The sequence below is a fragment of the Kitasatospora sp. CM 4170 genome, from assembly GCF_032110285.1.
Lineage (GTDB): Bacteria > Actinomycetota > Actinomycetes > Streptomycetales > Streptomycetaceae > Kitasatospora > Kitasatospora aburaviensis.
Window position 1 is genome coordinate 7,626,610 of the sequence record NZ_CP134877.1, and the last position, 26,526, is coordinate 7,653,135.

Here is a 26,526-nt window from a genome sequence, read left to right on the forward strand (position 1 = left end):
GGCTCCAGGGTGTCAGAGGCCGAGGTGGACGCCGCCGGTCGCGTCGATCCACTGGCCGGTGATCCAGCGGGCGTCGTCACCGGCCAGGAAGGCCACCACGTCGGCGATGTCGGCGGGCGTTCCGAGCCGGTTGAAGGCCGAGTGCGCGGCGAGGGCGCTGCGGATCTGCGGGTCGGCGAGGGTCGGGTTGATCGCCGTGTCGGTGAAGCCGGGCGCGACGGTGTTGACGGTGATGCCGCGCGGGCCCAACTGCAGGGCCAGGGCCGGGGTCAGCACGTCCAGCGCGCCCTTGGTCATGGTGTAGGCGGCGATCGCGGGGTAGCCGATCCGGACGGCGCCCGAGGAGATGTTGACGATGCGGCCGCCGTCGCGCAGCCGGGGCAGGGCGCGCTGGAGGATGAAGAACGGCGCGCGGGTGTTGACGGCGAAGACCCGGTCGTAGTCCTCCTCGGTGACGTCCGCGAGGGGCTTGGGCAGCGTGACGCCCGCGTTGTTCACCACGATGTCCACCCCGGCCGGCGCGCCGACGGCCGCCAGCCCCTGGTCGAAGCCGTCCCAGACGGCCTCGGCGTCGCCCGGCACACCGAGCTCGGCGCGCAGGGCGAAGGCCCGGCCGCCGTCCGCCTCGATCTGCTTGACGGTGTCCTGTGCGGCCTGGTGGTCGTGGCCGTAGTGCACGGCCACCAGCGCGCCCTCGGCGGCCAGCCGCAGCGAGATCGCCCGGCCGATGCCGCGGCCGCCGCCGGTCACCAGCGCGGTCCGCTCGGCGAGTCTGGTCGGGGTCATGTCGTTCCTCTCTGCGCCGGCCCTGCTGGGTCCGGCGGTCGGGACGCCCGAGGTCTCAGGCGTCGAAGTCGAGTTCGACCGCATCCGTCTGCGGACGGGCACGGCAGGTGAGGGTGTAGCCGGCCGCCACCTCGGCCGGGTCGAGCGCGTACTGGCTGTCCAGCACCGCCGAGCCGGAGACCACCCGGGCGCGGCAGCTGCCGCAGAGCCCGACCCGGCAGGAGTACGGTGCGTCCGGCCGGACCCGCAGCACCGCGTCCAGCAGCGTGCGGTCGCCGGGCAGCATCCGGGCGTCGGCGGTGTGGCCGCCGAGCCGTGCGGTGACCCGGACGCTTCGGCCGGCCGGCGGCACCGGTACCGCGGCGGGCGTCCCCTCGGGCGAGAAGAGCTCCACGCGGATCTGCCGCTCGGCCGCGCCGGCCTCGGCGAGCGCGGCTCGGGCCAGCGTCACCAGCCCCCACGGCCCGCAGAGGTAGAAGGCGGTGGCCGCGTCGAACCCGGTGCCCGCCGCGGACAGCAGGCGCCGCAGCCGGTCGCCGTCGGGCCGGCCGGAGAGCAGGTCCGCCTCCCGGCGCTCCCGGGAGAAGACCTGGAGCGCGCTGAACCGGCCCAGGTGGGCGTCCTTCAGGTCGGCCAGCTCGTCGGCCAGCAGCAGCGAGCCGGCGCCGCGGGCGGCGTACAGCAGTGAGACGCGGCAGCGCGGGTCGTCGCGCAGCGCGGCCGCGGCCATCGCCAGCAGCGGGGCGATGCCGGTGCCGCCGGCCAGCAGCACGTGGTGCCCGACCGGTGCGGGGGCCAGCCGGAAGGTGCCGGCCGGCGGGGAGACCCGCAGCCGGTCCCCCACCGCCAACCGGGTCGTCGCGTACGCCCCGAAGCCGTCCGGGCTCGCCCGCTTGACGATCAGCCGCAGCCGGCCGGGGTCGAACGGCGGCGGGCAGACCGAGTAGCAGCGCCGCAGTTCGCGCTCGCCCTGCCGGTGGCGGACCACCACGTGCTGCCCGGCCCGGTGGGAGAAGGCCTCCGCCAGCCGGTCCGGCACCGCGAGGGTGATCGCCACGGTGTCGTCGGTGAGGCGGTCCAGCCCGCTCACCGTCAGTGCGTGCCAACCGTGCTGCCCGGCGGGCCGCCTGGTCTCGTCGATCGTGCTCCGCACTTCGCCTCACCCCGCCCTGAACTGTGCGAACGTCTCGCGGCAGGCCGTGCACTGCAGGATCGACTGGCAGCGGGTGGCCCCGAACGGGCTCAGCGGCCGGGTGGCCGCTGACCCGCAGTGCGGGCAGGACGGCCCGAGCTCCAGCGTCACCGGCCGGGCCCCGGCCCCGGCCGGGCGCCCCGGTGGGGCGATCCCGTGCGCGGCGAGCCGGCGCCGGCCCCGCTCGCTGATCCGGTCGGTGCTCCAGGCCGGGACCAGCACCCGGTGCACCCGGCCCGCCGGGTGGCCGGCCTCGGCGAGCACGCCGCGCACCGCCCGCTCGATGACCTCCATCGCCGGGCAGCCCAGGAAGGTCGGGGTGAGCTCCACCTCCGGCGTGCCGTCCGCGCCGATCCGGACCTCGTGCACGACGCCCAGGTCGCCGAGGGTCACCATGGGCAGCTCGGGATCGGGCAACTCCTCGACGGCGGAGCGCAGTTCGGCCAGTCCCCGGGTGGGCGGGCGCGACGGCGGAGACCAGGCGGCCGCGCGGGCCGGTTCCGGGACGCTCACCAGACGCCCCCCGGGTACTGGCGGTGGACCGACTGGAGCTCGGCCAGCAGCAGCCCGAACTCCTCCGAGTGGCGCCCGTCCCGCCCGCCGCCGGCCGACCAGGAGGGCTCGGGCACGCGCAGTCCCGCCCGGTCCACCACCTCGGTCACCTCGCGCTGCCAGCGCTCGCGCACCTCGTCCGGGGCGGGGACCAGGCCGGCCGCGGCCAGCCGCGCCACGGCCTCGTCCGCCTCGAACAACTCGGCGGCGTACGGCCACATCCGGTCCAGGCCGTCCTGCATCCGGCGGCGGCTCTCGGCCGTGCCGAGGCCCAGCCGGACCGTCCACCCGTCGGCGTGCGCCCGGTGGTAGCCCACCTCCGTCGCGGCGCGCCCGGCGAAGGCGGCCAGCTCCGGGACGGCGCAGCCCGCCAGCTCGGCGTAGTGCAGGCGCGCGTAGTGCGTGTAGAGCAGCTGCCGGGCCACCGTGACGGCGAAGTCGCCGTTCGGGAGCTCGGTGAGCAGCGTGTTGCGGAACTCGCGTCCGTCGCGCAGGTACGCCAGGTCGTCCTCGCTGCGGCCGGTGCCGTCCAGGCGGCCGCTCATGGTCAGCAGGACCCGGGCGTGGCCGAGCAGGTCCAGGGCGATGTTGGACAGCGCCAGGTCCTCCTCGATGCTCGGCGCCCGGGTGATCCAGGCGCACAGCCGCTGGGCCAGGACCAGTGCGTCGTCGCCGAGTCCGAGCGTGCAGCGGGCGAGGTCGTGCTCCCGCGCCACCGTCGCCCCGGCGGCGGCGCCGGCCGTCGTGTCAGCGGTCATGGCCCGCTCCTTCCGTGGACCCGGACGGCTCGGACGTTCCGGACGTCCCGGCGGTCCCGGTGCTCTCGGCCGTCCCGGCCGTCTCGGCCGTCTCGGGACCGCCCAGCGGCGCGTAGTGGCCGGGGTAGCGGTACGGCTTGTCCGCCGCGCCGGAGAAGTACGGGTCCTTCTCCTGCGGCGAGACCGCGTGCACCTGGTCCGAGCGGACCACCCACAGGGACTGCGGTTCGCCGCGGCGGGCGAAGAGGTCGCGCGCGGTGGCCAGGGCCAGCCGCCGGTCCGCCGCGCGGACCGAGCCGACGTGCTGGTGGGCCAGCCCGCGCCTGGCGCGCAGGAACACCTCCCAGGACGCCGACGGGTCGCCGTTCCCGCCGGTCATGACGCCACCTCCGCCGTCTCGTCACCGTCGCGCCTCGCGTACGCCTCGGCGGCCTCCCGCACCCAGGCGCCGTCCCGGTGGGCCGCCTCCCGGTGCGCGAGGCGCCGCCGCGCCCAGTGGGTGCCCTCCGCCAGCGCCCGCCGGTAGCAGGGCCAGTCGATCGGGCCGAAGTCGTGGTGGCCGCGCTCGGGGTTCCAGCGGATCGCCGGGTCCGGCAGGCTCAGGCCCAGGCTCTCGGCCTGCGGCACGACCAGGTCCACGAAGCGCTGGCGCAGCTCGTCGTTGGTGTGCTGCTTGATGCCCCAGGCGATCGCCCGCCGGGAGACCGCCGAGCCGACCGCCGCGCCCGCGCCGCCCGCCTCGGTGTCCGGTGGGCCGAACATCAGCGCCACCGCCGGCAGCCACCAGCGGTTCACCGCGTCCTGGGCCATCCGGTGCTGTTCCGGCGTGCCCCGGCTCAGCGACAGCAACTGGTCGTAGCCCTGCCGCACGTGGAACGCCTCCTCCTGGCAGACCCGCCGCATCGCCCGCGCGTAGGGGCCGTAGGACGTACGGGTCAGCGGCGCCTGGTTGACCACCGCGGCGCCGTCCGTGAGCCAGGCGATGGCGCCGGTGTCGGCCCAGGTCAGCGCGGGGTGGTCGAAGGTCGCCGCGTAGCGCTGCTGGCCGCGGTGCAGCGCGTCCATCAGATCGGCGCGGTCCACGCCCAGGGTCTCGGCCGCCGAGTACAGGTACATGCCGTGCCCGGCCTCGTCCTGCACCTTGGCCAGCAGGGCCGCCTTGCGGTGCAGGGACGGCGCCCGGGTCAGCCAGGCGCCCTCCGGCTGCATGCCGATGATCTCCGAGTGCGCGTGCTGGGCGATCTGCCGGATCAGCATCCGCCGGTAGCCGTCGGGCAGCCAGTCGCGGGGCTCGACGGTCTCGCCGGCCGCCACCAGCGCCTCGAACCGCGCGAGCAACTCCTCGTCTTCCCGGTGCAGTTGTCCGCCCCGTTCGCCCTGCCCGGTGGCCGGCGCCCGAAGCGTCGGCTGATGCCCGCCGGTCATGTTGGCCACTCCCTCAGCTCTCCTGCCGGTCCGGGCGCCGCGTCGTCGCGACCGGCGCCTCCGAAACAGAAAGAGGCGCCGATCGGCGCGGGCTATCCCCGGCGCCGCCGATTCCGGTGCGTGACGAAGGTCACGCACAGGGTGGGGAGTGCCGGGCCGGTGGCGTCCCTCCTTCCAGAGGTGAGAGCAGTGCCGGAGCCGCCGCCCGCGGCGGCCGCGCGACGAGCGGCGAGCGACGCGGTGGACGGTGGCTCCCGGCGAAGTGACCAAGCGCATGAAGCGAACGAGCGCACAGCGAAAGGGAAACCATGAGCCTGATCAGGTCGATGCTGGTGGAACTGACCGGCACCTCGGAGTACACCGACGGGATCGGTGACGACGTCGACCTCGCGGCCAGCGGCATCGACAGCGGGGACCTGGTGCGCCTGGTCCTGCTCATCGAGCAGCGCACCGGCGTGGAGGTCACCGCCGAGGACATGGAGAAGCTCGCCACGATCGGTGACTACGAGCGCTTCGTCGAGGAGCGCAGCGCCGCCCTGCAGTCCGGCGGCGCGTGATGTGGCTCAGCCAGCTGACGGACCGCAACCGGCAGTGCTTCCCGGACCGGGTGGCGCTGGTGGACGAGCACCGCTCGGTGACCTGGGCCCAGTTCCACGAGCGCACCGTCCGCCTCGCCCGGGGGCTGGGGGCTCTCGGCATCGCCCCCGGTGACCGGGTGGTGGTGCTCTCGCTGGACCGCGTCGAGGTGCTGGAGACCTACTTCGCGCTGGCCCGGCTCGGCGCGCTGTTCGTGCCGCTCAACCACAGTCTGACGGTGCCCGAGGTCGCCGAGATCGTGGAGCGGGTCGAGCCGGCCGCCCTGATCGGTGAGACGGCGCTGTTGGAGCGCTTCGCGGACCTCCCGGTGTCGCGGCGGATCGCCCTGGACGAGCCGGCCTTCGCGGAACTCGGTGCGGACGAGGCGGAGTTCGAGCTGCCGGAGGTCGCCGACACCGACCCCGTCGCGATCCTGCACACCTCGGCCACCACCGGGCGGGCCAAGGGCGTCGTGGTGGACCAGCGGTCGTTCCGGGCCATCGCGCTCGGCTGGCTGGCCGTCAGCAGGCCGGCCGACGACATGGTGCTGGTCACCTGCTGCCCGCTCTACCACGGCAGCATGGTGGTCACGCTGACCTACCTGGCCGCCGGGGCCACCGCCGTGCTGATGCCCGGCTTCACCCCGCAGCGCGCGCTGGCCGCGGTCGAGACCCACCGTGCCACGCACATCTGGCTCGTCCCGCAGATGCTGCGCTTCATGCTGCAGGCCAAGGCCCTGGATCGCGCCGAACTCGGCACCCTGCGCGAGGTGATGTACGGCGCCGCGCCGATGCCCCGCGAGGTCTACGCGGCGGCCGCCGAGCGGCTGGGCTGCGGGTTCCGGCAGGTCTACGGCATGACCGAGGTCGGCGGCCCGTTCGTCACCCTCGGCCCGGAGGAGCACCCGGCCCCGGACGCGGTGGGCGAGATCATCCCGGCCGGCCGGGTCGTCCCCGGCATGTCCGTACGCGCGATCGGCGCGGACGGGCGGGAGGTGGAGCCGGAGGCGATCGGTGAGATCGTGGTCCGCGGGCCGGGCGTCATGCACGGCTACCTGCACAACCCGGACGCCACCGCCGAGATCACCACGGCGGACGGCTGGATCCGCACCGGAGACCTCGGCCGGATCGACCGGTCCGGCCGCATCCACCTGGTCGACCGCACCAAGGACCTCATCCTGCGGGCCGGGCAGAACGTCTACCCGTCCGAGATCGAGCGGGTGCTGTTGCAGCACCCGGCGGTGCGGGACGCGGCCGTGGTCGGCATGCCCGACGCCGACTACGGCGAGGTCCCGCTGGCCTACGTGGTGGCCGAGGCGGGCACCGGCCGCGCCGAGCTGCTGCGCCACCTGGCCGAGCGGCTGGCGCCCTACAAGCGCCCGGCGCGGATCGAGTTCATCGAGCAGGTGCCGCGCAATCCGGCCGGAAAGATCGTCAAGAAGTTGCTCCGGGCGTGACCGCGGAGCTCGTGCGGCGGCAGGTCCTGGACGACCTGCCGCCGCTTCGCGCTGCACTGGCCGCCCGTGGCCTCTCCCTGGGCTGGGCCGTCGCCAGGGCCGGCGACGCCGAGCACGTGGACGCCACTCCCGCCGGGCCGAGCGAGGCACAGGCCGCGGCCGGGATGCCGCCCACCCGGCGCCGCGAGTTCCTGGCCGGCCGGTGGGCGGCGCGGCGGGCCCTGCGCGCGGCCGGCGGCCCGGGTGGCGAGATCGGTCGGGCCGGGCGCCGCCCGCTGGCGCCGGCCGGCTGGACGCTGTCCATCAGCCACTCGGCCGGCCTCGCGGTGGCCGTCGCCGCGCCGCTCGGCCGGCACGCCGCGGTCGGCTGCGACCTGGAGCTGCGCCGGCTGCCGGCCGCCGCGGCACGTCTGGTGCTGACCGGGCCGGAGCGGGCCTGGGCCGGCGACGCCGGTACGCCGGGCGCGGAGCACCGGCTGCTGGCCCTGTTCTCCGCCAAGGAGGCGGCCTTCAAGCTGCTGTGCGGTCTGCAGCCGGAGACCTTCGGCGCGCTCACCGTGGCCCGCCTGACCGCCGACCCGCCGCCGGCCGGCGCCCGGCCGCGGGCCTTCCGGCTGCGGCCGGTCCTGCCGGCCGCGCCGGACCCACCGGGCATGCCGGACCTGCCGGGTGCGCCCGGCACCGCCCGGGCGCCGGGCGCACCGCCGCCCGCGGCGCTGGTCCGGGTCAGCGCCGCGGGCGACGGGGTGTTCTGCTGGACGGCGCTGCCCGCCCAGGCGCTGTCCGGCCCTACCGTCGGGCGTTGACCAGCACCGCCATGTTGCCCGGCGGGTGCTGGTTGTCGTGGATGAGCTGGTGCGCCAGCCCGACCTCCTCGAAGCCGAAGGTGCGCGACAGGCACGGGTCGATGTGCCCCTGCGCGATCAGCGCGGACACCTCCCGCGCCTCGCGGGCGCTGGCCACGTGCGAGCCCTGCAGGCGCTTCTGCCGCATCCACAGGAACCGCAGGTCCACGTCGCCGTTGTAGCCGGTGGTGCCGCCGCAGATGACCACCATGCCGGCGTTGTCGCACAGGTACATCGAGGTCGGGATGGTGTCCTGGCCGGAGTGCTCCAGCACGATCCGCGGAGCCCGCCGCTCGCCCAGCACCTCCCAGAACCGGCGGCCGAACGCCCGGGCCCCCTTGAGCCAGTGGGCCATCGCCTCCTGGTCGGTGGCGTCCGGCAGCCGCCCCCAGTGGTCGAAGTCGCGCCGGTCGATCCAGCCGTGGGCGCCCAGGCGGACGCAGAACTCACCGCGCTCCGCGCTGGAGACCACCGCCACCGGGACGCCCCCGGCGTGCCGGACCAGCTGGATCGCGATGCTGCCCAGACCGCCCGCGCCGCCCCAGATCAGCACCGGGTCGCCGGGCCGGACGGCGTGCGGCTCCCAGCCGAACAGCTGGCGGTAGGCGGTGGCCGCGGTCGCGAGGTAGCAGGCGGCCTCGGCCCAGGACAGCCGGGCGGGCTTGGGGTGCAGCTGGTACTCGCCCACCACCGCGAACTGCGCGAAGGAGCCGTAGTTCTCCTCGTAGCCCCACACCCGCTGGCTGGCGGAGGTCGCCGGGTCGGCGCCGAGCCGGATGTCCTCGGCGTGCTCGTCCCAGGTACTGGCGAGCACCACCACCTCGTCGCCGGGCCGGAACTGCTGCACCCCCTCGCCGGTGGCCCAGACCACGCCGGAGAGGTCGGAGCCGCCGATGTGGAAGTCCTCGGTGGCGCCCTGCTTCTGCCGGGCCGCGATCACGTCCAGCGGGTAGCCCTGGGCCGCCCAGACGTTGTTGTAGTTGACGCCGGCCGCCATCACCTTCACCAGCACCTGGTTGCGGCCGACCGGCGGCACGTCCACCACCTCGGTGCGGAAGGCGTCCGCGGGGCGGCCGTAGCGCTCCCGGCGGATCAGCGAGGCGTACATCCGCCGCGGCGTCCGCCCCAACTCGGGGGCGTCGCCCAGTTCGTAGAGGTCCTTCTCGGCGAAGGGGACCTGGCTCGGCTGCGTCACCGGAAGACTCCTCGGGCGGTGGTACCGGGGTGGGAGGCGGCGGCGTGCTCGGCCGCCGCCAGGCAGGCACGGTGGGAGGCGGCCGGCAGCGCCTGCCGCCAGCCGGCCGGGAGCTCGGCGAAGACCGGCCAGAGCGAGTGCTCACCTGCGGCGTTCACCAGTAACAGGTGCGACGCCTCGTCGCCGCGGTCCTCGAACGGACTGCACACGGTTCTCTCCTGTCTCACGGGGTCGTTCACGACTTCAGCGCGGCGGCCAGCACCGCGCCGATCTCGGCCATCGGCCCGGGTTCGGTCATGCCGTAGTGGCTGCAGGCGACCGGACGGTCGTGCAGGGTGCCGGTGACGTACGGGCGCCAGGCCTCGGCCTTGCCGGGCGTCAGGGACGGGTCGTCCGCCCCGTCCGCGGCGGGCCGGTCCGCGCTCGCGGTGAAGAAGAGCGCGTCGCCCTCGAAGACCCCGGGCGCGAAGTCGGGCGCGATGCGCAGGTTGTTGCGCATCACCTCGGCGATCCGTTCGGCCTCCGCCCCGGTCACCGGCGACGTCGCGCCGTCGGCCCCGGACAGCCGCGCCAGCACCCCGGCCACGGTCGGCAGCGGCCCGTCGCCCGGCTCCAGGCCCGCCACCCGCAGCAGCAGTGCCGCCACCTGGGACTCGATCTGCTCCGGCGTCCAGGGCAGGCCGTACGGCTGCGGCGCGTCCAGCATCGCCAGCAACTCCACCTGCTCGCCCTGCCGTTGCAGGGCGCAGGCGACGGCGTGCGCCACGAAACCGCCGTAGGACCAGCCGAGCAGCCGGTACGGGCCGTGCGGCCGGTGCTCGCGCAGCAGCGCCACGTACGCGTCGGTCATCGCGGCGGCGTCCGCGGCCGGCGGCCGCCGCCCGTCCAGCCCGAGGGCCTGGATGCCGTGGACCGGCTGGTCGGCGCCGAGGTGGGGCAGCAGCCCGGAGTACCGCCAGGACACGCCCGCCCCGGGGTGCACGCAGAACAGCGGGTTCTGCCCGCCCTCGGCGCGCAGCGGCAGCAGCGGGGCGAAGGCGTCGGGGCCACCGCCGCGGCCGGCGGCCGTGATCAGCCGGGCCACGGTCGGGGCCGACAGCAGCGCCGCGGCCGGCACGTCCAGCACCCCGGCCTCGCGCAGCCGGCCGACCAGCAGCACGCCGCGCATCGAGTCGCCGCCCAGGTCGAAGAAGTTGTCGTCGACACCGATGCCCTCGACACCGAGCACCGCCTCCCAGGCCTCGGTGACCGCCTGTTCCAGGGGGGTGCGCGGCGGCACCTGCTCGGTCGTCAGGTACGGGCGCGGGGAGCGTCCGGCGGGGGTTCCGGCCGGGCCGTCCGCCGCCTCGGCCGGGCGGGCCCCGGGGGCGTCGATCCAGTACCGCCGGCGGTCGAACGCGTAGCCGGGCAGCGGGACCGGACGCACCTGCTCGGCCGGGTCGGGACCGGGCAGCGCGGCCATGCCGGCGCTCCACAGCCGGCCCAGAGCGGCCGCCAGCACCTGCTCGTCCGGGCTCTCCGCCTTGGCGTGCCGCATCGTGGTCACCCCCACCACCGGGGCCTGCTCGCCGAGCGCGGCGCCGGCCAGCTTCAGCAGGGTGTCCCCGGGGCCGATCTCGACCAGCACCGGGTTGCCGCGCTCCCAGAGCGTGCGGACGCCGTCGGCGAACCGCACGGTCCGCCGGGTGTGGGCGACCCAGTGCTCCGCCGAGCCGGCCTGCGCGTCGGTGACCCAGTCGCCGGTGACGTTGGTGACGTAGCGGATGCGCGGCGGGCGCAGGGGGGCCGCGCGCAGGTGCCCGGCCAGCTCGCCGAGCACCGGGTCGAGCACGGCGGAGTGCGCCGCGGCCGGCATCCGGAGCCGGCGGAACGTCACCCCGGCGTCCGCCAGCCGCCGTTCCAGCTCCGCCACCGCGGCCACCGGGCCGGCGACCGTGCAGGCGGCCGGGCCGTTGACGGCGGCCAGTGAGACCCCCTCGGTGAGGAACGGCCGCAGCTGCCGTTCGCCCAGCGCCACCCCGACCGTGGCACCGCCGCAGGCGGTGATCAGCCGGATCCGCTCGTGGACCAGCGGCAGCATCTCCTCCGGGGTGAACACCCCGGCCAGGCAGGCGGCCGTGTACTCGCCGAGCGAGTGCCCGATCATCGCGTCCGGCCGCACCCCGCGCTCGGCGAGCTCCGCGGTCAGCGCGTACTGGGTGACCACCAGCGCCAGGAACGCCTCGGCGGACGCCGGGTCCACCTGCTCGAACAGCGCGGTGCGCAGGTCCGCGCCGAGCCCCGGCCGCAGGATGCGGGCGCAGTCGTCCACCGCGTCCCGGTACACCCCGCCGGCCCGGTACAGCCCGGTGCCCATGCCCACGTACTGGGTGCCACCGCCGGGGAACAGGAAGGCCACCGGCCGCGGCGCGCCGTCCGCCACCTCCACCGGCTCGGGCAGCGGCGCGCGCAGCGCGGCCACCGCCTCCCGGACGGTGCGCACGGTGACCGCCGAACGCAGCCGCATCGCCGGCCGGTGCCCGGTCAGCGTGTGGGCGACGTCGGCCAGCCGCAGCCCGGGGTCGTCCGCCAGCCGCCGGGCCAGCTCGTCGGCCTGGCCGCGCAGGGCGCCCGGGGTGCGGGCCGACAGCGGCAGCACCCGCCAGCGCGCCTGCTCCGGCGCCCGCGAGTCCGCCGGGACGGCCGGCGCCTCCTCCAGCACGACGTGCGCGTTGGTGCCGCCGACGCCGAAGGCGCTCACCGCGGCGCGGCGCGGGTGCCGGCCGGACGGCCAGTCCTCCAGCGCGGTCGGGACCCGGAACGGGGTGGCGGCGAAGTCGATCAGCGGGTTGGGCCGCTCGAAGTGCAGGGTCGGCGGGATCCGGCGGTGCTCCAGGGCGAGGACGGCCTTGACGAAACCGGCGATGCCCGCCGCCGCGCCCAGGTGCCCGATGTTGGTCTTCACGGAGCCCAGCGCGCAGTAGCCGCGCTCGTCGGTGCTGTGCCGGAACGCCTCGGTGAGCGCCGCGACCTCGACCGGGTCCCCCATCGCGGTCGCGGTGCCGTGCGCCTCGACCAGGCCGATGGTGTCCGCGGTGACGCCGGCCGCCAACTGCGCGGCCAGCACCGCCTCGGTCTGGCCGGCCGGGCTCGGCGCGGTGAAGCCGACCTTGCGGCGGCCGTCGTTGTTCACCGCCGAGCCGCGCACCACCGCGCGGATCCGGTCCCCGTCGGCGATCGCGTCCTCCAGGCGCTTGAGCACCACGACGCCCACCCCGTCGCCGGAGGAGGTACCGGCCGCGTCCGCGGCGAAGGCCCGGCAGTACCCGTCCGGCGAGAACGGACCGCCGGGCACCCAGCGGTAGCCCAGCAGCGCCGAGGGGTTGACCGACACCGCCCCGGCCAGGGCGGTGTCGCAGCGGTAGTCGATGAGGTCCTGGCAGGCCTGGTGGACGGCGACCAGGGCCGTGGAGCAGGCGGTCTGCAGGGACAGGCTCGGCCCGGTCAGCCCCAGCTCGTAGGAGACCCGGGTGGCCAGGGTGCCCAGCGAGTTGCTGGTGGCCGCGTGCACCAGGGCGACCGAGCCGGGCCGGCCGGCGTACTGCGGGTGCAGGTGCGACGGGTAGTAGCGGCTGTCGCCCGCCCCCGCGTACACCCCGACCTGCCGGTCGCCGAAGCCGCCGGCGTACCCCGCGTCCTCCACCGCGTGGTAGGCGGTCTCCAGCAGCAGGCGCTGCTGCGGGTCCACCACGGCGGCCTCGGTCGGGCTGTAGCCGAAGAACGCGGCGTCGAACCGGTCGATGCCCTCCAGGACGGAGACCGTGCGGACCAGGTCGGGGTCGGCCAGGTCCGCCGGGTCGCCGCCGGCGGCCAGGAACTCGTCGTCGTCGACCTGCCGCATCGAGTCCCGCCCGGCGGCCAGGTTGGCCCAGAACCCGTCGACGTCGGCCGCGCCCGGGAACCGGGCGGCCATGCCGATCACGGCGATCAGCGGGGGGTCGTCACCCGTCATCGGGTCGTCGGTGGCCAGGTGTTCGTCAGCCATGGTTGTCGCCCTTCTGCTGTGCGGTGGTACGGCGGGCGGCCTGTGCGGTGCGCCGCCGCTGGTTCTGCCGGCGGGCCCGGTCCAGTGCCGAGGCGGCGCTCGGGGCCGTCGGCTCGGCGGGCCGGCCGGCGGCGTCGGGCTCCGGTACGCCGGGATCGGCGGGCGAGGTGCCGTCGGCGGTGCGCATGCCGGTCGTAGCGAGGTGCCGGGCCAGATCGCGCACCGTCGGGTGGCCGAACAGGTCCACCACCGTCAGGTCGGTGCCCAGCGCCTCGTTCACCCCGGCCTGCGCGGCCACCAGCAGCAGCGAACTGCCGCCCAGGTCGAAGAAGTTCTCCTCCCGGCCGATCCGCTCCCGGCCCAGCAGCCCGGCCCAGATCCCGGCGATGGTCCCTTCCAGCCGGTCGGCCGCGTCCGCCGCTCCGTCCGGGGCCCCGGCCGCGCCGGGCTCGGCGGACCCCGCGGCCCGCAGCACCCAGTGCCCGTCGACGTCCAGCGTCCGGGCCGCCTCGCCGGCGCCCGCGCACACCGCTCCCAGGTCGGTGCCGTCGGCCAGCACCACCCGGCCGGCCAGCCGCTGCACCGGGCGGGCCGGGCCGGCCAGGTGCGCGCGCACCCAGGGCGCCGTGCGGTCCGCGCCGATCAGCAGGTGCGGCTCGGCCGACGCGGCTGCCAGGTCGTACGAGCGCAGGGCCGCCACCGGATCGAGGGCGCGGTAGCCGCGGGCCTCGGTCAGCGCCGCCAACCGGTAGCCCTCGCTCATCCCGCGCCCCTTCCAGGCGCTCCAGGCCAGACTGCGCACCGGGCGTCCGTCGCGCCCGTGGCGCACCGCGAGCGCGTCCAGGAAGGCGCAGCCCGCCGCGTAGGCCGCGTTGAGCGAGCCGCCGAAGAAGCCGTTGACCGAGGAGAAGGCGGTGTAGGAGGCGTCCAGCTCCGCGGCCAGCCGGTGCAGCACCCAGCCGCCCTCGACCTTGGCCGCCAGCGCGGCCCGCCAGCGCTCCGGATCCAGCTCGGTGACCGGGGCCTCGTCCCGGTCGCCGGCCAGGTGCAGCACGCCGGCCAGCGGCGCCGACCACGCGTCGCGGGCCCGGTCCACCGCGGCCCGCAGCTGCACCGGGTCGGTCACGTCGGCCACCTCGTAGCGGATCTCGCCCATGGCCCGCAGCCGCCGGTACGCCTCGGCCCGGTCGGCGGCCGGGCCACCCGTGGCCGGCTCCCGCTCCAGGTCGGACCCGTCGGGCAGGGCGGTGCGGCCGACCAGCAGCAGCCGGGTGCCGGTCGTGCGCAGCAGATGGGCGGCCAGCTCCGTGCCGACCCCGCCCAGGCCACCACTGACCAGGACGAAGCCGGGCGCCTCGGGGTCGGCGCCCTGCCCGGCGGCCGGGGGCTGCTCGGCCGACCGCTGTTCGGCCGGCGGCTGTTCGGGCAGCGGCGCCAGCCGGCGCAGGTGGCGCACGCCCGACCGGTGGGCGACCTCCGGTTCACCGGGCGGCAGCGCCAGCTCGGTCAGCAGCACCCCGGCCGCCGCCCCGGCGTCGACGTCCGCCGCCAGATCGACGTGGACGGCGCCGAGCCAGGGCAGCTCCTCGCGCAGCGTGCGCAGCAGCCCGCCGGCGGCCGCGTGCAGGTAGCCGCCCCGCTCGGCCGCCAGCACCGGCTGGGCACCGGCGGTGGCGAAGAGCAACGGCAGCGGGGCGGTGCGCTGCTCGGCCCGGGCGGCCAGCGCCCGGGCCAGCGCGAGCAGCGACTGCGCGCCGTCGCGCTGCGCCTCGACCAGTTCCGCGACGCTGTCGGGCTCGCGGTCGGCGCCGTCCAGCGCGCCCAGGTGCAGTACCGCGTCGACCCTGCGGCCGTCCTGTGCGAGTCGGTCCAGCAGCCGGGCCAGATCGGGCTCGTGGTCCGGTCGGACCCGGTAGCGGGCCGCGTCGGCGCGCTCGAAGCCGGGGCCCGCCGTCACCACGGTGCAGCGGCCGTCCGCCGCCCGCAGCCCGGCGGCCACCCGCTCCGCCACGGCGCCGGCCCGCTCGCCGCGGCCGGCCAGCACCAGGGTGTGCCCGGGGGCGCCGCCCGGTGCGCGGTGCGGCCGGGCGGGCTGCCACACCGGGCGCAGGAACCAGTCCGGGACGGTGGCGGCGGTGCCCAGCAGCTCCTCCGCCTGCCGCAGCACCTCGTCGAACTCCCCGGCCTCGAAGCGCTTGCGCAGCCGGGTGCGCTGGATCTTGCCGATCTCGGTCTTGGGGATCGCGGCCGCCGGGACCGGCAGCAGATGGGCCGGACTCACCCCGATCTCCCGCGTCACCTTGCCGCGGATCTCGCGCAGCGCCGCGGCGGCGTCCACCCCGTCGGCCAGGTGGACGAAGAGCGCCAGCTCGTCGGTGCCCGCCGCCGGATCGGGGCGCACGGCCACCGCAGCGGTGAAGCTGCGCACCACGGTGGCGAGTTCCTCGACGCACGCCTCGATCTCGTGGCTGTAGTGGTTGACGCCGTTGACGATGATGACGTCCTTGGCGCGGCCGGTGATGTACAGCTCACCGTCGCGGAGGAAGGCCAGGTCACCGGTGTCGAACCAGCCGTCCGCGGTGAACGACTCGGCGTTGGCCTTGGCGTTGTCGTGGTAGCCCGAGGTCACCGACGTGCCGCGGACCTGGAAGCGGCCGACCTCGCCCTCGCGCAGCACCCGGTCGGTGCCGTCCACGATCCGCATCGCGAAGCCCGGGTACGGCCGGCCGCAGCTGACGAAGGACTCGTCCGCCCCGGTCGGCTCGCCCGGCAGGCTGACGTCGGTGACCACCGAGCAGGTCTCCGACATGCCCCAGCCCGGGTGCATCACGTCCTGCGGCAGGCCGAACGGGCGCAGCACGTGCAGGAAGCCGCGGGCGGTGGCGGCCACCACGACCTCGCCCGCGTTCATCACCAGCCGCATCGGCGAGAGGTCCCAGCGGCGGCCGGCCATCCGGTCGGCGTGCTCGGCCAGCAGGCCGAAGGCGAAGTTGGGCGCCCAGGTGACGCTCACCCGGTGCCGGTCGGCCAGGTCGACCCAGCGCAGCGGGTCCTGGAGCAGCCAGCCGGTCGGCGCATGGACCTGACGGCAGGTCAGGTAGACGTCGCGCAGGTGGAACATCACCACGCCGGTCACGTGGTCCAGCGGGATCCAGTTGAGCGAGACGTCGGCGGCCGACAGGTCGTTGGTGACGGCGGCGGCCGCCGAGCGGGTGAGCACGTTGCGGTGGGTCAGCCGTACCGCCTTGGGCAGGCCGGTGCTGCCCGAGGTCATCAGCATCAGCAGCAGGTCGTCCGGCTGCGCCCGGTACCAGTCCCGGTCCTCCGGGCCCCGGCGCAGCGCGTCCACGGTGGCCAGCCGCAGCTCCGGCCAGCCGCGCCGCTCGGCCAGGCCGCGCAGCCCCGGTTCGCCGGCCGTGGTGGTGACCACCGGCGGCGTGCCCAGCATCCGCCAGATGCCCTCCAGCTTGGTCAGGGCCGCCGAGGCGGCCTCGTACGAGGCGGGCACGGTCAGCGGGACGGCCGTGATGCCACCGAGGATGCAGCCCCACAGGGCGGCGAGGTAGTCCTCGGTGTCCTCGCACTGCAGGATCACCCGGTCGCCGGGGCGCAGCCCGAGGGCCCGCAGCCCGCCCAGCACCCGGGAGGCCTCCGGGACCAGCGAGGCGTAGCTGCGCCGGGTCTCCGAGCCGTCCGCGCGGACGTGCACCACCTCCGCGTGCTCCCCGGCCGCGGCGGCGCGGCGCAGCGCCGCCGCCCAGCTGTCCACCGTGGGCTCCGGCAGCTCGGGGCCGGTGCTCACCGCGAGCGGCGTGTCCGCGGTGGCCGCCGCCCCGGCCGGCCGCTCCGCCGCCGGGCGCCGTCGGGCGGCGGCCGGACGCCGGGTGCCCAGCTCCTCGGGCGCGTCCTCCAGGTCGACGGTGGCCGCGCGGACGCCGGGCAGCGCCGCCAGTGCGCGCTGCCACTGTTCGGCGGTCACCCGGTCCAGCGGGGGCAGGCCCGTCAGCGCGGCGGTGTCCAGCGCGCCGTCGGCGTCGTACGGCAGGGCGCCGACCACGGTCAGCCGGGCGTCGGTGCCGAGCGCGCGTGCGGTCTGCTCGGCGGCCCCCGCGCGGGCGGGCACCGCGAACAGCCGCGGCCGGCCGTCCGGTTCGCGGACGGCGGCCGCCGCGCGCAGCCCGCCGGTGGCCAGTGCGGCGCGCTCCAGCGCCGCCGGGTCGGGGCCGGGCGGGGCCGGATCGGCCGCGCCGTGCGGTGACGGGGGAGCGGGCAGTGCGCCGAGCCGCTGCGCCGGGTCGGCGGCGACCGCGGTCAACAGCCGGTGCAGCGCCTGCGCCAGCCCCTCGGCCGTGGGGGCGTCGAACAGCTCGGTGGCGTACTCCAGATGGCAGTCCAGGCCGGCCGGGGCGCCCTGCTCGTCGGTCCGCTCGACCACGTCGAGGAACAGGTCGAACTTGGCGGTGCCGGTCGCGGTGGGCCGCAGCGGCGCCGTGGTCGGGCCCAGCCGCAGCACGGCCTCGCCCGCGTTCTGCAGCGCCAGCATCACCTGGAACAGCGGGTGCCTGGCCGGGTGCCGGGGCGGGTTGAGGGCCTCCACCAGCAGCGGGAACGGAACGTCCTGGTGGTCGTAGGCGGCCAGGTCGACGGCCCGCACCCGGGCCAGCAGGGTGCGGAAGTCCGGGTCGCCGGAGGCGTCGGTGGGCAGCACCAGCGTGTTGGTCAGCAGGCCGACCAGGTCGTCCAGCGCCGGGTCGGTACGGCCGGCGACGGGCGTGCCGATCGCGACCACCGGGCCGGCGCCCCACCGGGTGAGGAGCGCGCCCAGCGCGGCCTGCAGCACCATGAACAGGCTGGCCTCGCCGTCCTCGGCCTGCCGCAGCAGCGCCCGGTGCAGTCCGGCGTCCACGGTCAGCGTGCGGGCCGCGCCGTCGCCGGGCCGGGTGCCCCGGGGCCGGTCCGCGGGCAGCCCGGCGTCCTCCGGCAGGCCGGCCAGCGCCTGGCGCCAGAAGGTCAGTTGCTGCTCCAGCAGGCCCGTCCCGGCCGGCGGCGGGGCGAGCAGGCGGCGCTGCCAGAGCGCGTAGTCGGCGTACTGCACCGGCAGCGGGCGCCATCCCGGGCCCCGGCCCGCGAGCCGGGCCGCGTAGGCCGCGGAGAGGTCGTCGGCCAACGGGCGCAGCGACCAGCCGTCACCGGCGCTGTGGTGCAGGACCAGGACCAGGACGCGGTCCCGGCCGGTGCCCAGCAGCCAGGCGCGAAGCGGCAGTTCGCCCGCCAGGTCGAAGCGGTGGCGCAGCGTGGCGGTCAGCTGCGCGGCGACCTCCTCGGCCGGGCAGTCGACCTCCGTCAGCTGCGGGGCGCGCTCCCCGGCGGGCAGCACCCGCTGCCGGGGCCGTCCGTCCGTCTCGGTCAGCAGGGTGCGCAGGCTCTCGTGCCGGTCGGCCAGGTCGGCCAGCGCCGCACGCAGCGCCCCGACGTCCAGCCCGCCGGCCAGCGGTACCACCAGGGGGATGTTGTAGGTGGCGCCGGAGGCGTCGATCCGGTTGAGGAACCACATGCTCTCCTGCCCGTGGGAGAGCGGCAGCAGCTCGGGACGCCCGGCGGGCGCCAGCGGCGGGCGGGCCTGCGACCGCGGACCGCCGGGCGTCAGCCGCCCGGCCACCCCGGCGGGCGTCGGGGCGTCGAACAGCGCCGCCACCGGCACCTGTTGACCGGTCTCCAGCCGCAGCCGGGAGAGCAGTCGGGTGGCGCTGAGCGAGTGGCCGCCCAGGGCGAAGAAGCTGTCGTCGCGGCCGACGCTGCCCTCCGGCAGGCGCAGCACCTCCTCGAACAGCCGGCAGACCAGGGCCTGTTCGGCGGTGTCCGGGGCCCGGCCGCCGGCCGCGGCGGCGAAGTCCGGCGCCGGCAGCGCGGCCGCGTCCAGTTTGCCGTTGCCGGTCAGCGGCAGCGCCTCCAGCAGCACGCAGGCGGCCGGCACCAGGTGCTCGGGCAGCAGCCCGGCCAGGTGGGCCCGGAGTGCGGCCGGGTCGGGCCGCTCGGCGGGCGCCGGCACCGCGTACGCCACCAGCACCCGGTCGCCGCCCAGGTCGCGGGCCACCACGGCCGCCTGGGCCACCGCGGGGTGAGCGACCAGGGCGGCCTCGATCTCGCCCGGTTCGATCCGGAAGCCGCGGATCTTGACCTGCTGGTCGGCCCGGCCCCGGTACTCCAGGGTGCCGTCCCCGGCGCGCCGGGCGAGGTCGCCGGTGCGGTACATCCGGGAGCCGGGTGCACCGAACGGGTCGGCGACGAAGCGCTGCGCGGTCAGCCCCGGCCGGTCCAGGTAGCCGAGCGCCAGGCCGGGGCCGGCGACGTACATCTCGCCCACCGTGCCGGGCGGCACCGGCTGCAGGCAGTGGTCCAGCACGTACACCCGCAGATCGGCGAGCGGGACGCCGATGGTGCCCCGCGAGTTGGGCTCCTCGACCGCTTCCCGGGTCACCCGGTGGTGGGTGACGTGCACCGTGGTCTCGGTGATGCCGTACATGTTGACCAGTTCCGGGCCCCGGTCCCCGTGCCGGTCCAGCCAGGGGCGCAGATGGGCGGCCTCCAGCGCCTCGCCGCCGAAGACGACGTAGCGCAGGGCCAGCGGTGCGGCCCCGGCGGGCGCCTCCTGGTCGGCCCGCACCAGCTGGTGGAAGGCCGAGGGCGTCTGGTTGAGCACGGTGACGCGCTCGCGCCGCAGCAGCTCCAGGAAGTCCCCGGGCGCACGGGAGACCGCGTACGGGACGACCACCAGGCGACCGCCGTGCAGCAGCGCGCCCCACAGCTCCCAGACGGAGAAGTCGAAGGCGTAGGAGTGGAAGAGCGTCCACACGTCCTCGGGCCCGAACGCGAAGTCCCCGGCGGCGGCGAACAGGCGCAGCACGTTGCCGTGCGGGACCGGCACGCCCTTCGGCCGGCCGGTCGAGCCCGAGGTGTGGATGACGTACGCCACGGTGTCCGGGGTGAGCGGCGCGGTCCGGTCGGCGTCGGTGAGGTCGGCGGGGGAGAGCACGGCGAGCTCCCGCTCGGCCGCCGGGGCACCGAGCACCACGGGTACCGGGCCGTCGGCCGGCAGCTTCCCGGCGCTGCCGACGTCGGTGACGGTGAGCAGCGGCGCGGCGTCCTCGGTCACCAGGCGCAGCCGCTCGGCGGGCTGGGCCGGGTCCAGCGGCAGGTAGCCGGCCCCGGTCTTGAGCACGGCTAGGACGGCGGTGACCAGCTCGGCGGTGCGCGGCAGGGCCAGCGCCACCAGCCGGCCGGGGCCGGCGCCGCGGGCCGCCAGCAGCCGGGCGAGCCGGTTGGCCCGGTCGTTCAGCTCGGCGTAGGTCAGGGTGGCGTGCTCGTCGGTGACGGCCGGCGCCTGCGGGGCGCGGGCCGCCTGCTCCTCGAACCGGGCCGGCAGGGTGCCGCGGGCCGCCGCGGTGAGGGCGGCGGGCAGCGGCGGCGCCGGGGCGAGTTCGGGCAGCTGCCGGTGCTCGTGCGGCAGCAGCAGGGAGGTGCGGGCGAGCGGCAGGCCGGGCTCGGCGGTGGCCAGCTGGTCGAGCAGGTGCACGAAGCGCTGCTGGTGTGCGGTCAGTTCCTGCTCGGTGTACGCCGCGGGGTTCGCGTCGAAGGCCAGCCACAGCCCGGGACCGTCCTCGGCGGGGCGGACGTTGATCTGCAGGTCCTCGACGGCGCCGCCGGTGAGGTGGTGCGAGGTGCTCGGGTGCCCGCCGAAGCGCAGGTCCTCGCTGAACGGGATCAGGTTGACCACCGGCCCGTACAACCGCCGCCCTCCGTCGAGCAGGCCCAGGTCACGGCGCAGGTACTCGCCGCGGTAGAGCTGGTTGCGCCGCAGGGCGGCCAGCTCGGCGGCGACCCCGCGCACCAGGTCGCCCACCGTGGTGCCCGGGCTCACCGCGACCCGCAGCGGCAGGATGTCGGAGGTGGTGCCCGGCGTGCGCAGCGCGGCCGAGCCCAGGCGGCTCATCGTGGCCAGCCCGAGCACCAGGTCCTCCGCGCCGGTCGCCCGGTGCAGGTAGGCGGCCACCGCGGCCACCAGCAGGTCGGTGCGGGAGGCGCCGAACCGGCCGGCGGCGGCCGCCAGGCCCTCGGCGTCGGGCAGCACGGTGGCGCGGCGGCGGAACGAGTGGACCGGCGGCGCGGTGCGCCCGCTCAGCCGCACCGGCGCGGGCGCGTCGGCGAGCCGGTCGGTCCAGTACGCGCGGTGCCGGGCGAAGCGCTCCGAGGACCGGTACTCGGCATCGGCTTCCAGCAGCGGGCCGATCGGGCCGAACGGATCCGGCGGGACCTCGCCGCCCGCGGCCAGCGCGCTGTAGGTCTCGGCCAGCCGGCGGGCCACCAGCTTGTAGCTGTAGCCGTCCAGCAGGATGTGGTGGGCGCGCAGGGACCAGGCGTAGTGGTCGGCGCCCAGCGTGAACAGCGCGTGGGTGAACAGCGGGCCGCTCTCCAGGTCCACGGCGGCGGCCAGGTCGGCGCGGATCCACTCCTCGGCCGCGGCCCGCGGGTCGGGCTCCGCGCTCAGGTCGACCCGGTGCAGCGGCCAGTCGGCCGGCTCGGCGGGCAGCACGCAGCACGGTCCGTCCGGGGTGTCGCGGAAGCGCAGCGCGAAGGTCTGGGCCTCCGCCACCGTGCGCCGCAGGGCGGTCTCGAACAGCGCCGGGTCGATGCGGCCGTGGATCTCGACGTACTCGCCGGTGTTGTAGGCGCCATTGGCGGGGTCGAGCCGCTGGGCGAACCAGATTCCTTCCTGGGCGCCCGACAGTGGCCGGAGTTCTTCCTCGTGGACTGACATTGCACCAACCTTCAGCGCGGAGCGGGAATACCGCCGGAGAGACCGACCGATGTCTTCGAGCAGGAGTCGGGGCGCGCGCGAGGAAAGCCGCCGGCGTACCCACGGAAAGCTCAAGAAAGTGAAAGGTGAATTCGGGCTGAACGGAGCCCGGCGTGGAGGCGCGTCGCACTGCTGAATGCATTGGCGACGGTGATCATTCAGGCCTCATTATCAGGAGCCCCACTTGTCGGGTCAAGGTCAACTTTGCCGGTGGCCGGTCGGGACAAAAGTGGGCAATCGATGCGTCCGGCCAGCTCGGATGTGGAACTTCCGGATCCCGTGCCGGGGCTGATTTGGCCGAGAACCCGCCGGAAGACGCGATTCGGCCATGTCTGAGAGGCGACCTTGGCGCGTACGCGACCAGGTGAAAAGCTGAGCGCGCGGACCCCTTCGGCGGGTCCGCCGCAGCTACGGGGGACACGAATCTTGCTGCGGAAATCCGGATTCGGTCGAACCTGATCGGCTCGCCATCCGTAGGACCGAACAGTGCGCCGTTCCAAAGCTCGAAAGGCTCACCATGCAGCGCTTGCTATGCCCCGTGGAAACGCTTTACGTCGGCCAGCGGAGCCGGGCCGTCATTTCCTGCGCGGTGTCGGGCGGGGTCGACCCGCAGGTGCTCACCGCGGCCTTCGCGGACCTGACCGCCAAGCACCCGCCACTGCGCTGCCGCATCGCACGCGAGGACGCCGGGTTCGTCCTCCAGGAGCTCGACACCCCGCCGCGCCTGCTGGTGCGGGAGGACGCCGACCACGGCTACGCCGACGAACTCAACGCCCCGCTGCCGGTGGGCGGCCCGCTGGTCCGCGCCACGCTGCTGCGCGGCGGCGGCACCGACACCGTGGTGCTGGTCGTCGACCACACCGTCACCGACGGCCACAGCGCCATCGCGCTGCACCATGCGCTCTGGGACCGCTACGCGCAGCTGCTCGCCGCACCCGGCACGGCCCCGGAACCCTGGTGCACCGACTGGCCGGCGCCGCTGACCGAGCAGCTGCCGCCCTGTCCCGAGGAGGAGGTCGCCCGGTACTTCGACCGCCGGGTGGCCGCCGCCCGGGCCCGCCCGGTCGAGCTGGTGCCCTACGACGCCGCGGGCGGGGTCGAGGGCGGCCGGATCGAGATCGCCCGACTGCGGCTGGACGCCGAACGGACCCTCCAACTGCGCCGCGCGGCGGCCGCGTTCGGCGTCTCGGTGCAGGGACTGGTCGCCGGCGCCCTGCTGGTCGCCGCCCGGCGGCGGCTGCCCGGTGAGGGCCCGCGGACGCTCGGCTGCCTGTCACCCGTCGACCTGCGCTCCCGCATGACGCCCCCGGTGCCGCGCGAGCTGATGATCGCCGCCGTCACCTCCAACGTCCAGGCGCTCGACGTCGCCCCGGACAGCGAGCCGGTGGAGCTGGCCCGTACGGTGACCGGCGGACTGCGCCGGGCCCTGGAGGCCGGCGAACCGCCGCTGGAGGTGCGCATCATGCCCCGGGTGGCGGAGTTCCCGCCGCTGATGGCCGGCACGGTGATCGCCACCAACATGGGGGCCGTCGCGGCCCCGCCCCTGCCCGAGGGGCTGGAACTGCTCGACGTGCGGCTGGTTCCGGCGCGGGAGCAGTACTTCCCGCAGGCCGGGCGCAGCCCGCTGATGGCGTGCGTGACCACCTTCGCCGGGCGCCTCGCGGTGGAGTTCCCGTACTGGACGGAGTGCTTCAGCGGCCCCTTCATGGCAGCCCTCCGGGACGACGTGCAGGCCGCGCTCCTGGACCTCGCCGCGCTCGGCGGGCCGACCGGGAGCGCCGCGTCTTGACGGCGGTCGACACGAGCCCGGCCGCGACCGCGGCGCAGCTGCTCGTCCGGGCACGGGCCGGCGACCGGCAGGCGCTCAACGACCTGCTGGCCCACATCGCGCCCTACGTCTCCCGGGTGTGCACGCCGATCGCCCGGCGGCACGGCCCGGACGCCGTCCAGGAGGCTCTGCTCGCGGTCTACCGCGGTGTGCACGGCCTGCGGGACACCGGGGCGTTCTACGGCTGGGTGCGCGCCATCGCCGTCCGTGAGGCGGTGCGCGCCGCCCGGCTCTCGGTGGCCTCCGCCGCGGACGCGCTCCCGGAGGTCACCCAGACCGCCGACCCGCTGGACGTGGTGCACATCGACGACATCCTGGAACGCCTCTCCCGTCAGCACCAACAGGTGCTCTCGCTCAGGGTGTTGGGCCTGAGCGAGGAGGAGATCGCGCACACCCTGCAGCTCCCGGTCGGCACCGTCCGGTCCCGCCTGCACCGGGCCCGGCGCCGCTTCCGCCAGCACTGGAACGCCACCCCGGTCTGCTGACGGTCGGGCTCTCTGCGGCCTACTCCCTCGGCACGAGGGTGTTCTCGTTGCGGCGGCCGGCGGCGAAGTCGTCGATGTTGCGGGCGGTGGCGTCGATGATCTGGCCGACGGCGGTACTGGTGAAGTAGGCCTGGTGGCTGGTGACCAGCACCTGGGGGAAGGTGACCAGGCGGGCGAGGGTGTCGTCGGAGATGCCCCGGACGGAGCGGTCGGTGAAGAAGACGCCGGTCTCCTCCTCGTACACGTCGAGGCCGACGCCGGACAGCCGTCCGGCGCGCAGGGTCTCGACCAGGGCGGCGCTGTCGACGAGGCCGCCGCGGCTGGAGTTGACCAGGATGGCGTCGTCCTTCATCCGCGCCAGGGCGGCGCCGTCGATCAGGTGGTGGGTGGCCGGCACCAGCGGGACGTGCAGGCTGATCAGGTCGGAGCGGCCGAGCAGTTCGGGCAGCTCGGTGTAGGCCATGCCGAGCTCCAGGCAGTCCGGGTTCGGGGCGAGGTCCCAGCCGAGCAGCTCGGTGCCGAAGCCGGCGGCGATCCGGGCGAAGCAGGCGCCGATCTTGCCGGTGCCGACGACGCCGACGGTCATGCCGTGGATGTCGCGGCCGAGCAGGCCGTCCAGCCGGAAGTCGAACTCGCGGGTGCGGACGGTGGCCCGGGCGAGCCGCCGGTTCACCGCCAGCGCCAGCGCCCAGGCGTGCTCGGCGACCGCGTAGGGGCTGTAGTGGGAGACCCGGGCGACGGTCAGGCCCAGCTCGGCGGCGGCCTCCAGGTCGATGTTGTTGAACCCGGTGGAGCGCTGGGCGATCAGTTTGGTGCCGCCGGCGGCCAGGGCACCGAGCGTCCCGGCGTCGAGCACGGCGTTGACGCTGCTGCTGACCACCGGGTGGCCGGCGGCCAGCGGGGCGGTGTCCCGGTTCAGGAAGACGTCCAGGCAGCGCAGCTCGTGCCGCCCGGCGAAGGCCTGTTCCAGCAACGGCCGCTCGTCGGTCAGGACGCCGTACGCGAGGATCTCCATCGACTGGTTCCTTCCGTGGTGGGCCGGTCCACCGGTCACGCTAGCCGCTGCCGCCGGGCGCCGGGCCGGAATGACACCGACCGCGAGCGGGAACGGCAGCGGCCCCGGCGCGGGAGCGGCGCCGACCGCCGGGGCGGGAACGGCACCGGCCCCCGAGCGGGTGCTCGGGGGCCGGTGCGGTGGTGCTGCGGGCCGCGGTGCGGCGAGGGGCGGACGGGTCAGATGACCGTCTCGGCCTCCACGTAGCGCTCCTGCGGGACGGTCTTCAGCTCGGCGACGGCCTCCGCCAGCGGCACCAGGTTGATGTTGGTGCCCTGCAGCGCGGTGATGTGGCCGAAGGCGCCCTTGTGGACGGCCTCGATGGCGTGCCAGCCGAAGCGGGTGGCCAGCACCCGGTCGTAGGCGGTCGGCGTGCCGCCGCGCTGGGTGTGGCCGAGGATCACCGGGCGGGCCTCCTTGCCGAGGCGGTGCTCCAGCTCGCGGGAGAGCTGGGTGGCGATGCCGGTGAACCGCTCGTGGCCGTAGATGTCCTTGCTGCCCTCCTCCCAGTGCATGGTGCCGGGCTCGGGCTTGGCGCCCTCGGCACAGACCACGATCGCGAACTTCTTCTGCCGGTCGAAGCGCTCGCGGACGACGGCGGTGAGCTTCTCGATGTGGAACGGGCGCTCCGGGACGACGATCGCGTGGGCGCCGGCCGCCATGCCCGCGTTGAGCGCGATCCAGCCGGTGTGGCGGCCCATGACCTCGACGACCATGACGCGCTGGTGCGACTCGGCGGTGGTCTTCAGCCGGTCCAGCGCCTCGGTGGCGACCGAGACGGCGGTGTCGAAGCCGAAGGTCACGTCGGTGCAGGCGATGTCGTTGTCGATGGTCTTCGGCACGCCGACGATCGGCAGGCCGGCGTCGCTCATCAGCTTGGCGGCCTTGAGCGTGCCCTCACCGCCGATCGGGATGACGGCGTCCAGGCCGAGGTCGGCGCAGTACTGCTTGGCGCGCTCGACGCCGTCGCGCAGGTGGCTGGGCTGCACCCGGGAGGACCCGAGGATGGTGCCGCCCTGAGCGAGGATGCCGCTCACCGAGTCGAGGGTCAGGGGCCGGTGGTGGCCCTCCAGGAAACCGCGCCAGCCGTCCTCGAACCCGATGATCTCGTCGCCGTGGTCGACCACCCCCCGGTGGACCACGGAGCGGATCACCGCATTCAGTCCGGGGCAGTCACCGCCGCTGGTCAGCACTCCAATACGCATTGCTTTGCAACTCCCGAGCAGAACCGAGGAACGGCCGGACTACAGGCTGGGACGACGAGCCGTCACCGTAGCGGCCCGATCCCGCACCGTGGTGACGGGGAGGCGACCGTGGGGTGAAGGACCGGCCGATTCGGACGGAACGCCCGAAAGCGGCCGGGGAGTCGAGCATACGGCCCCTGCGTCCGGCCGGGCAGGGGCCGACGCGGGAGCGGCGCCGTCGGCGCCCCCGCGCGGAAGTGCAGCCTGCTGCCGAGGAGGGTGTGCAGCCGGCAGCCCCATTGTGGTACGTCC

16 protein-coding genes and 1 pseudogene are annotated in these 26,526 nt (G+C 75.8%); 5 read left to right on the top strand and 12 right to left on the bottom strand.

The window, feature by feature from the left end; all coding sequences use genetic code 11:
• Positions 1–12: 12 nt before the first annotated feature.
• The 6 genes and pseudogenes from RMN57_RS32160 to paaA form a co-directional block, all read right to left on the bottom strand.
• Entirely contained in the window at positions 13–786 is a 774-nt protein-coding gene (locus tag RMN57_RS32160) for an SDR family oxidoreductase (protein ID WP_313766805.1), read from the bottom strand.
• A gap of 55 nt (positions 787–841) precedes the next feature.
• Positions 842–1,939, bottom strand: coding sequence for a 2Fe-2S iron-sulfur cluster-binding protein (locus RMN57_RS32165; protein ID WP_313766806.1), 1,098 nt, complete (start codon positions 1,937–1,939; stop codon positions 842–844).
• 6 nt (positions 1,940–1,945) lie between these two features.
• Positions 1,946–2,491 carry a 1,2-phenylacetyl-CoA epoxidase subunit PaaD gene (gene paaD, locus RMN57_RS32170; RefSeq protein ID WP_313766807.1) on the bottom strand — a complete coding sequence of 182 codons (546 nt, stop codon included), beginning with the start codon at positions 2,489–2,491 and terminating at the stop codon, positions 1,946–1,948.
• Positions 2,488–3,288: a 1,2-phenylacetyl-CoA epoxidase subunit PaaC gene (paaC, locus tag RMN57_RS32175; protein ID WP_313766808.1), complete on the bottom strand. Its 801-nt coding sequence runs from the start codon at positions 3,286–3,288 to the stop codon at positions 2,488–2,490. Before paaC ends, paaD begins: the two co-directional genes overlap by 4 nt.
• Before the next feature lie 103 nt (positions 3,289–3,391).
• Positions 3,392–3,667: pseudogene (gene paaB, locus RMN57_RS32180) on the bottom strand (1,2-phenylacetyl-CoA epoxidase subunit PaaB); the annotation flags it as partial.
• On the bottom strand, positions 3,664–4,713 hold the full coding sequence (gene paaA, locus RMN57_RS32185; protein WP_313766809.1) for a 1,2-phenylacetyl-CoA epoxidase subunit PaaA: 1,050 nt from the start codon (positions 4,711–4,713) through the stop codon (positions 3,664–3,666). The pseudogene paaB and the gene paaA, both read right to left, overlap by 4 nt.
• A 308-nt stretch (positions 4,714–5,021) precedes the next feature.
• On the opposite strand from paaA, the gene RMN57_RS32190 reads away from it, so the two are divergent.
• The 3 genes from RMN57_RS32190 to RMN57_RS32200 are packed head-to-tail and all read left to right on the top strand — an operon-like array spanning position 5,022 to position 7,551.
• Positions 5,022–5,270 carry an acyl carrier protein gene (locus RMN57_RS32190; RefSeq protein WP_313766810.1) on the top strand — a complete coding sequence of 83 codons (249 nt, stop codon included), beginning with the start codon at positions 5,022–5,024 and terminating at the stop codon, positions 5,268–5,270.
• Positions 5,270–6,745: an AMP-binding protein gene (locus RMN57_RS32195; protein WP_313768043.1), complete on the top strand. Its 1,476-nt coding sequence runs from the start codon at positions 5,270–5,272 to the stop codon at positions 6,743–6,745. Before RMN57_RS32190 ends, RMN57_RS32195 begins: the two co-directional genes overlap by 1 nt.
• Positions 6,742–7,551, top strand: a complete 810-nt coding sequence (locus RMN57_RS32200; protein ID WP_313766811.1) for a 4'-phosphopantetheinyl transferase superfamily protein — start codon at positions 6,742–6,744, stop codon at positions 7,549–7,551. Before RMN57_RS32195 ends, RMN57_RS32200 begins: the two co-directional genes overlap by 4 nt.
• Here RMN57_RS32200 and ccrA read toward each other — a convergent pair.
• The 4 genes from ccrA to RMN57_RS32220 all read right to left on the bottom strand — a co-directional run bounded on the left by ccrA (position 7,535) and on the right by RMN57_RS32220 (position 21,624).
• Positions 7,535–8,698: a crotonyl-CoA carboxylase/reductase gene (ccrA, locus tag RMN57_RS32205; RefSeq protein WP_313768044.1), complete on the bottom strand. Its 1,164-nt coding sequence runs from the start codon at positions 8,696–8,698 to the stop codon at positions 7,535–7,537. The genes RMN57_RS32200 and ccrA overlap by 17 nt on opposite strands.
• Positions 8,699–8,781: 83 nt before the next feature.
• A complete protein-coding gene (locus RMN57_RS32210) occupies positions 8,782–8,994 on the bottom strand; it encodes an MbtH family NRPS accessory protein (RefSeq protein WP_313766812.1) in 213 nt (70 codons plus the stop codon).
• Between the two features lie 26 nt (positions 8,995–9,020).
• Positions 9,021–12,809 carry a beta-ketoacyl synthase N-terminal-like domain-containing protein gene (locus RMN57_RS32215; RefSeq protein ID WP_313766813.1) on the bottom strand — a complete coding sequence of 1,263 codons (3,789 nt, stop codon included), beginning with the start codon at positions 12,807–12,809 and terminating at the stop codon, positions 9,021–9,023.
• Positions 12,802–21,624, bottom strand: a complete 8,823-nt coding sequence (locus RMN57_RS32220; protein WP_313766814.1) for a non-ribosomal peptide synthetase — start codon at positions 21,622–21,624, stop codon at positions 12,802–12,804. The genes RMN57_RS32215 and RMN57_RS32220 overlap by 8 nt, the downstream gene beginning before the upstream one ends.
• Before the next feature lie 577 nt (positions 21,625–22,201).
• Here RMN57_RS32220 and RMN57_RS32225 point away from each other — a divergent pair.
• Both RMN57_RS32225 and RMN57_RS32230 read left to right on the top strand, forming a co-directional pair.
• On the top strand, positions 22,202–23,452 hold the full coding sequence (locus RMN57_RS32225; protein ID WP_313766815.1) for a phthiocerol/phthiodiolone dimycocerosyl transferase family protein: 1,251 nt from the start codon (positions 22,202–22,204) through the stop codon (positions 23,450–23,452).
• On the top strand, positions 23,449–23,976 hold the full coding sequence (locus RMN57_RS32230; protein WP_313766816.1) for an RNA polymerase sigma factor: 528 nt from the start codon (positions 23,449–23,451) through the stop codon (positions 23,974–23,976). The genes RMN57_RS32225 and RMN57_RS32230 overlap by 4 nt, the downstream gene beginning before the upstream one ends.
• A 19-nt stretch (positions 23,977–23,995) precedes the next feature.
• Here RMN57_RS32230 and RMN57_RS32235 read toward each other — a convergent pair whose 3' ends face one another.
• Together RMN57_RS32235 and RMN57_RS32240 are read right to left on the bottom strand one after the other, a co-directional pair.
• Positions 23,996–24,991: a 2-hydroxyacid dehydrogenase gene (locus RMN57_RS32235; protein WP_313766817.1), complete on the bottom strand. Its 996-nt coding sequence runs from the start codon at positions 24,989–24,991 to the stop codon at positions 23,996–23,998.
• Positions 24,992–25,209: 218 nt separating this feature from the next.
• The gene (locus tag RMN57_RS32240; RefSeq protein ID WP_313766818.1) at positions 25,210–26,235 is read right to left on the bottom strand and encodes a 6-phosphofructokinase; all 1,026 of its coding nucleotides are present in this window, start codon (positions 26,233–26,235) and stop codon (positions 25,210–25,212) included.
• Positions 26,236–26,526 lie beyond the last annotated feature (291 nt).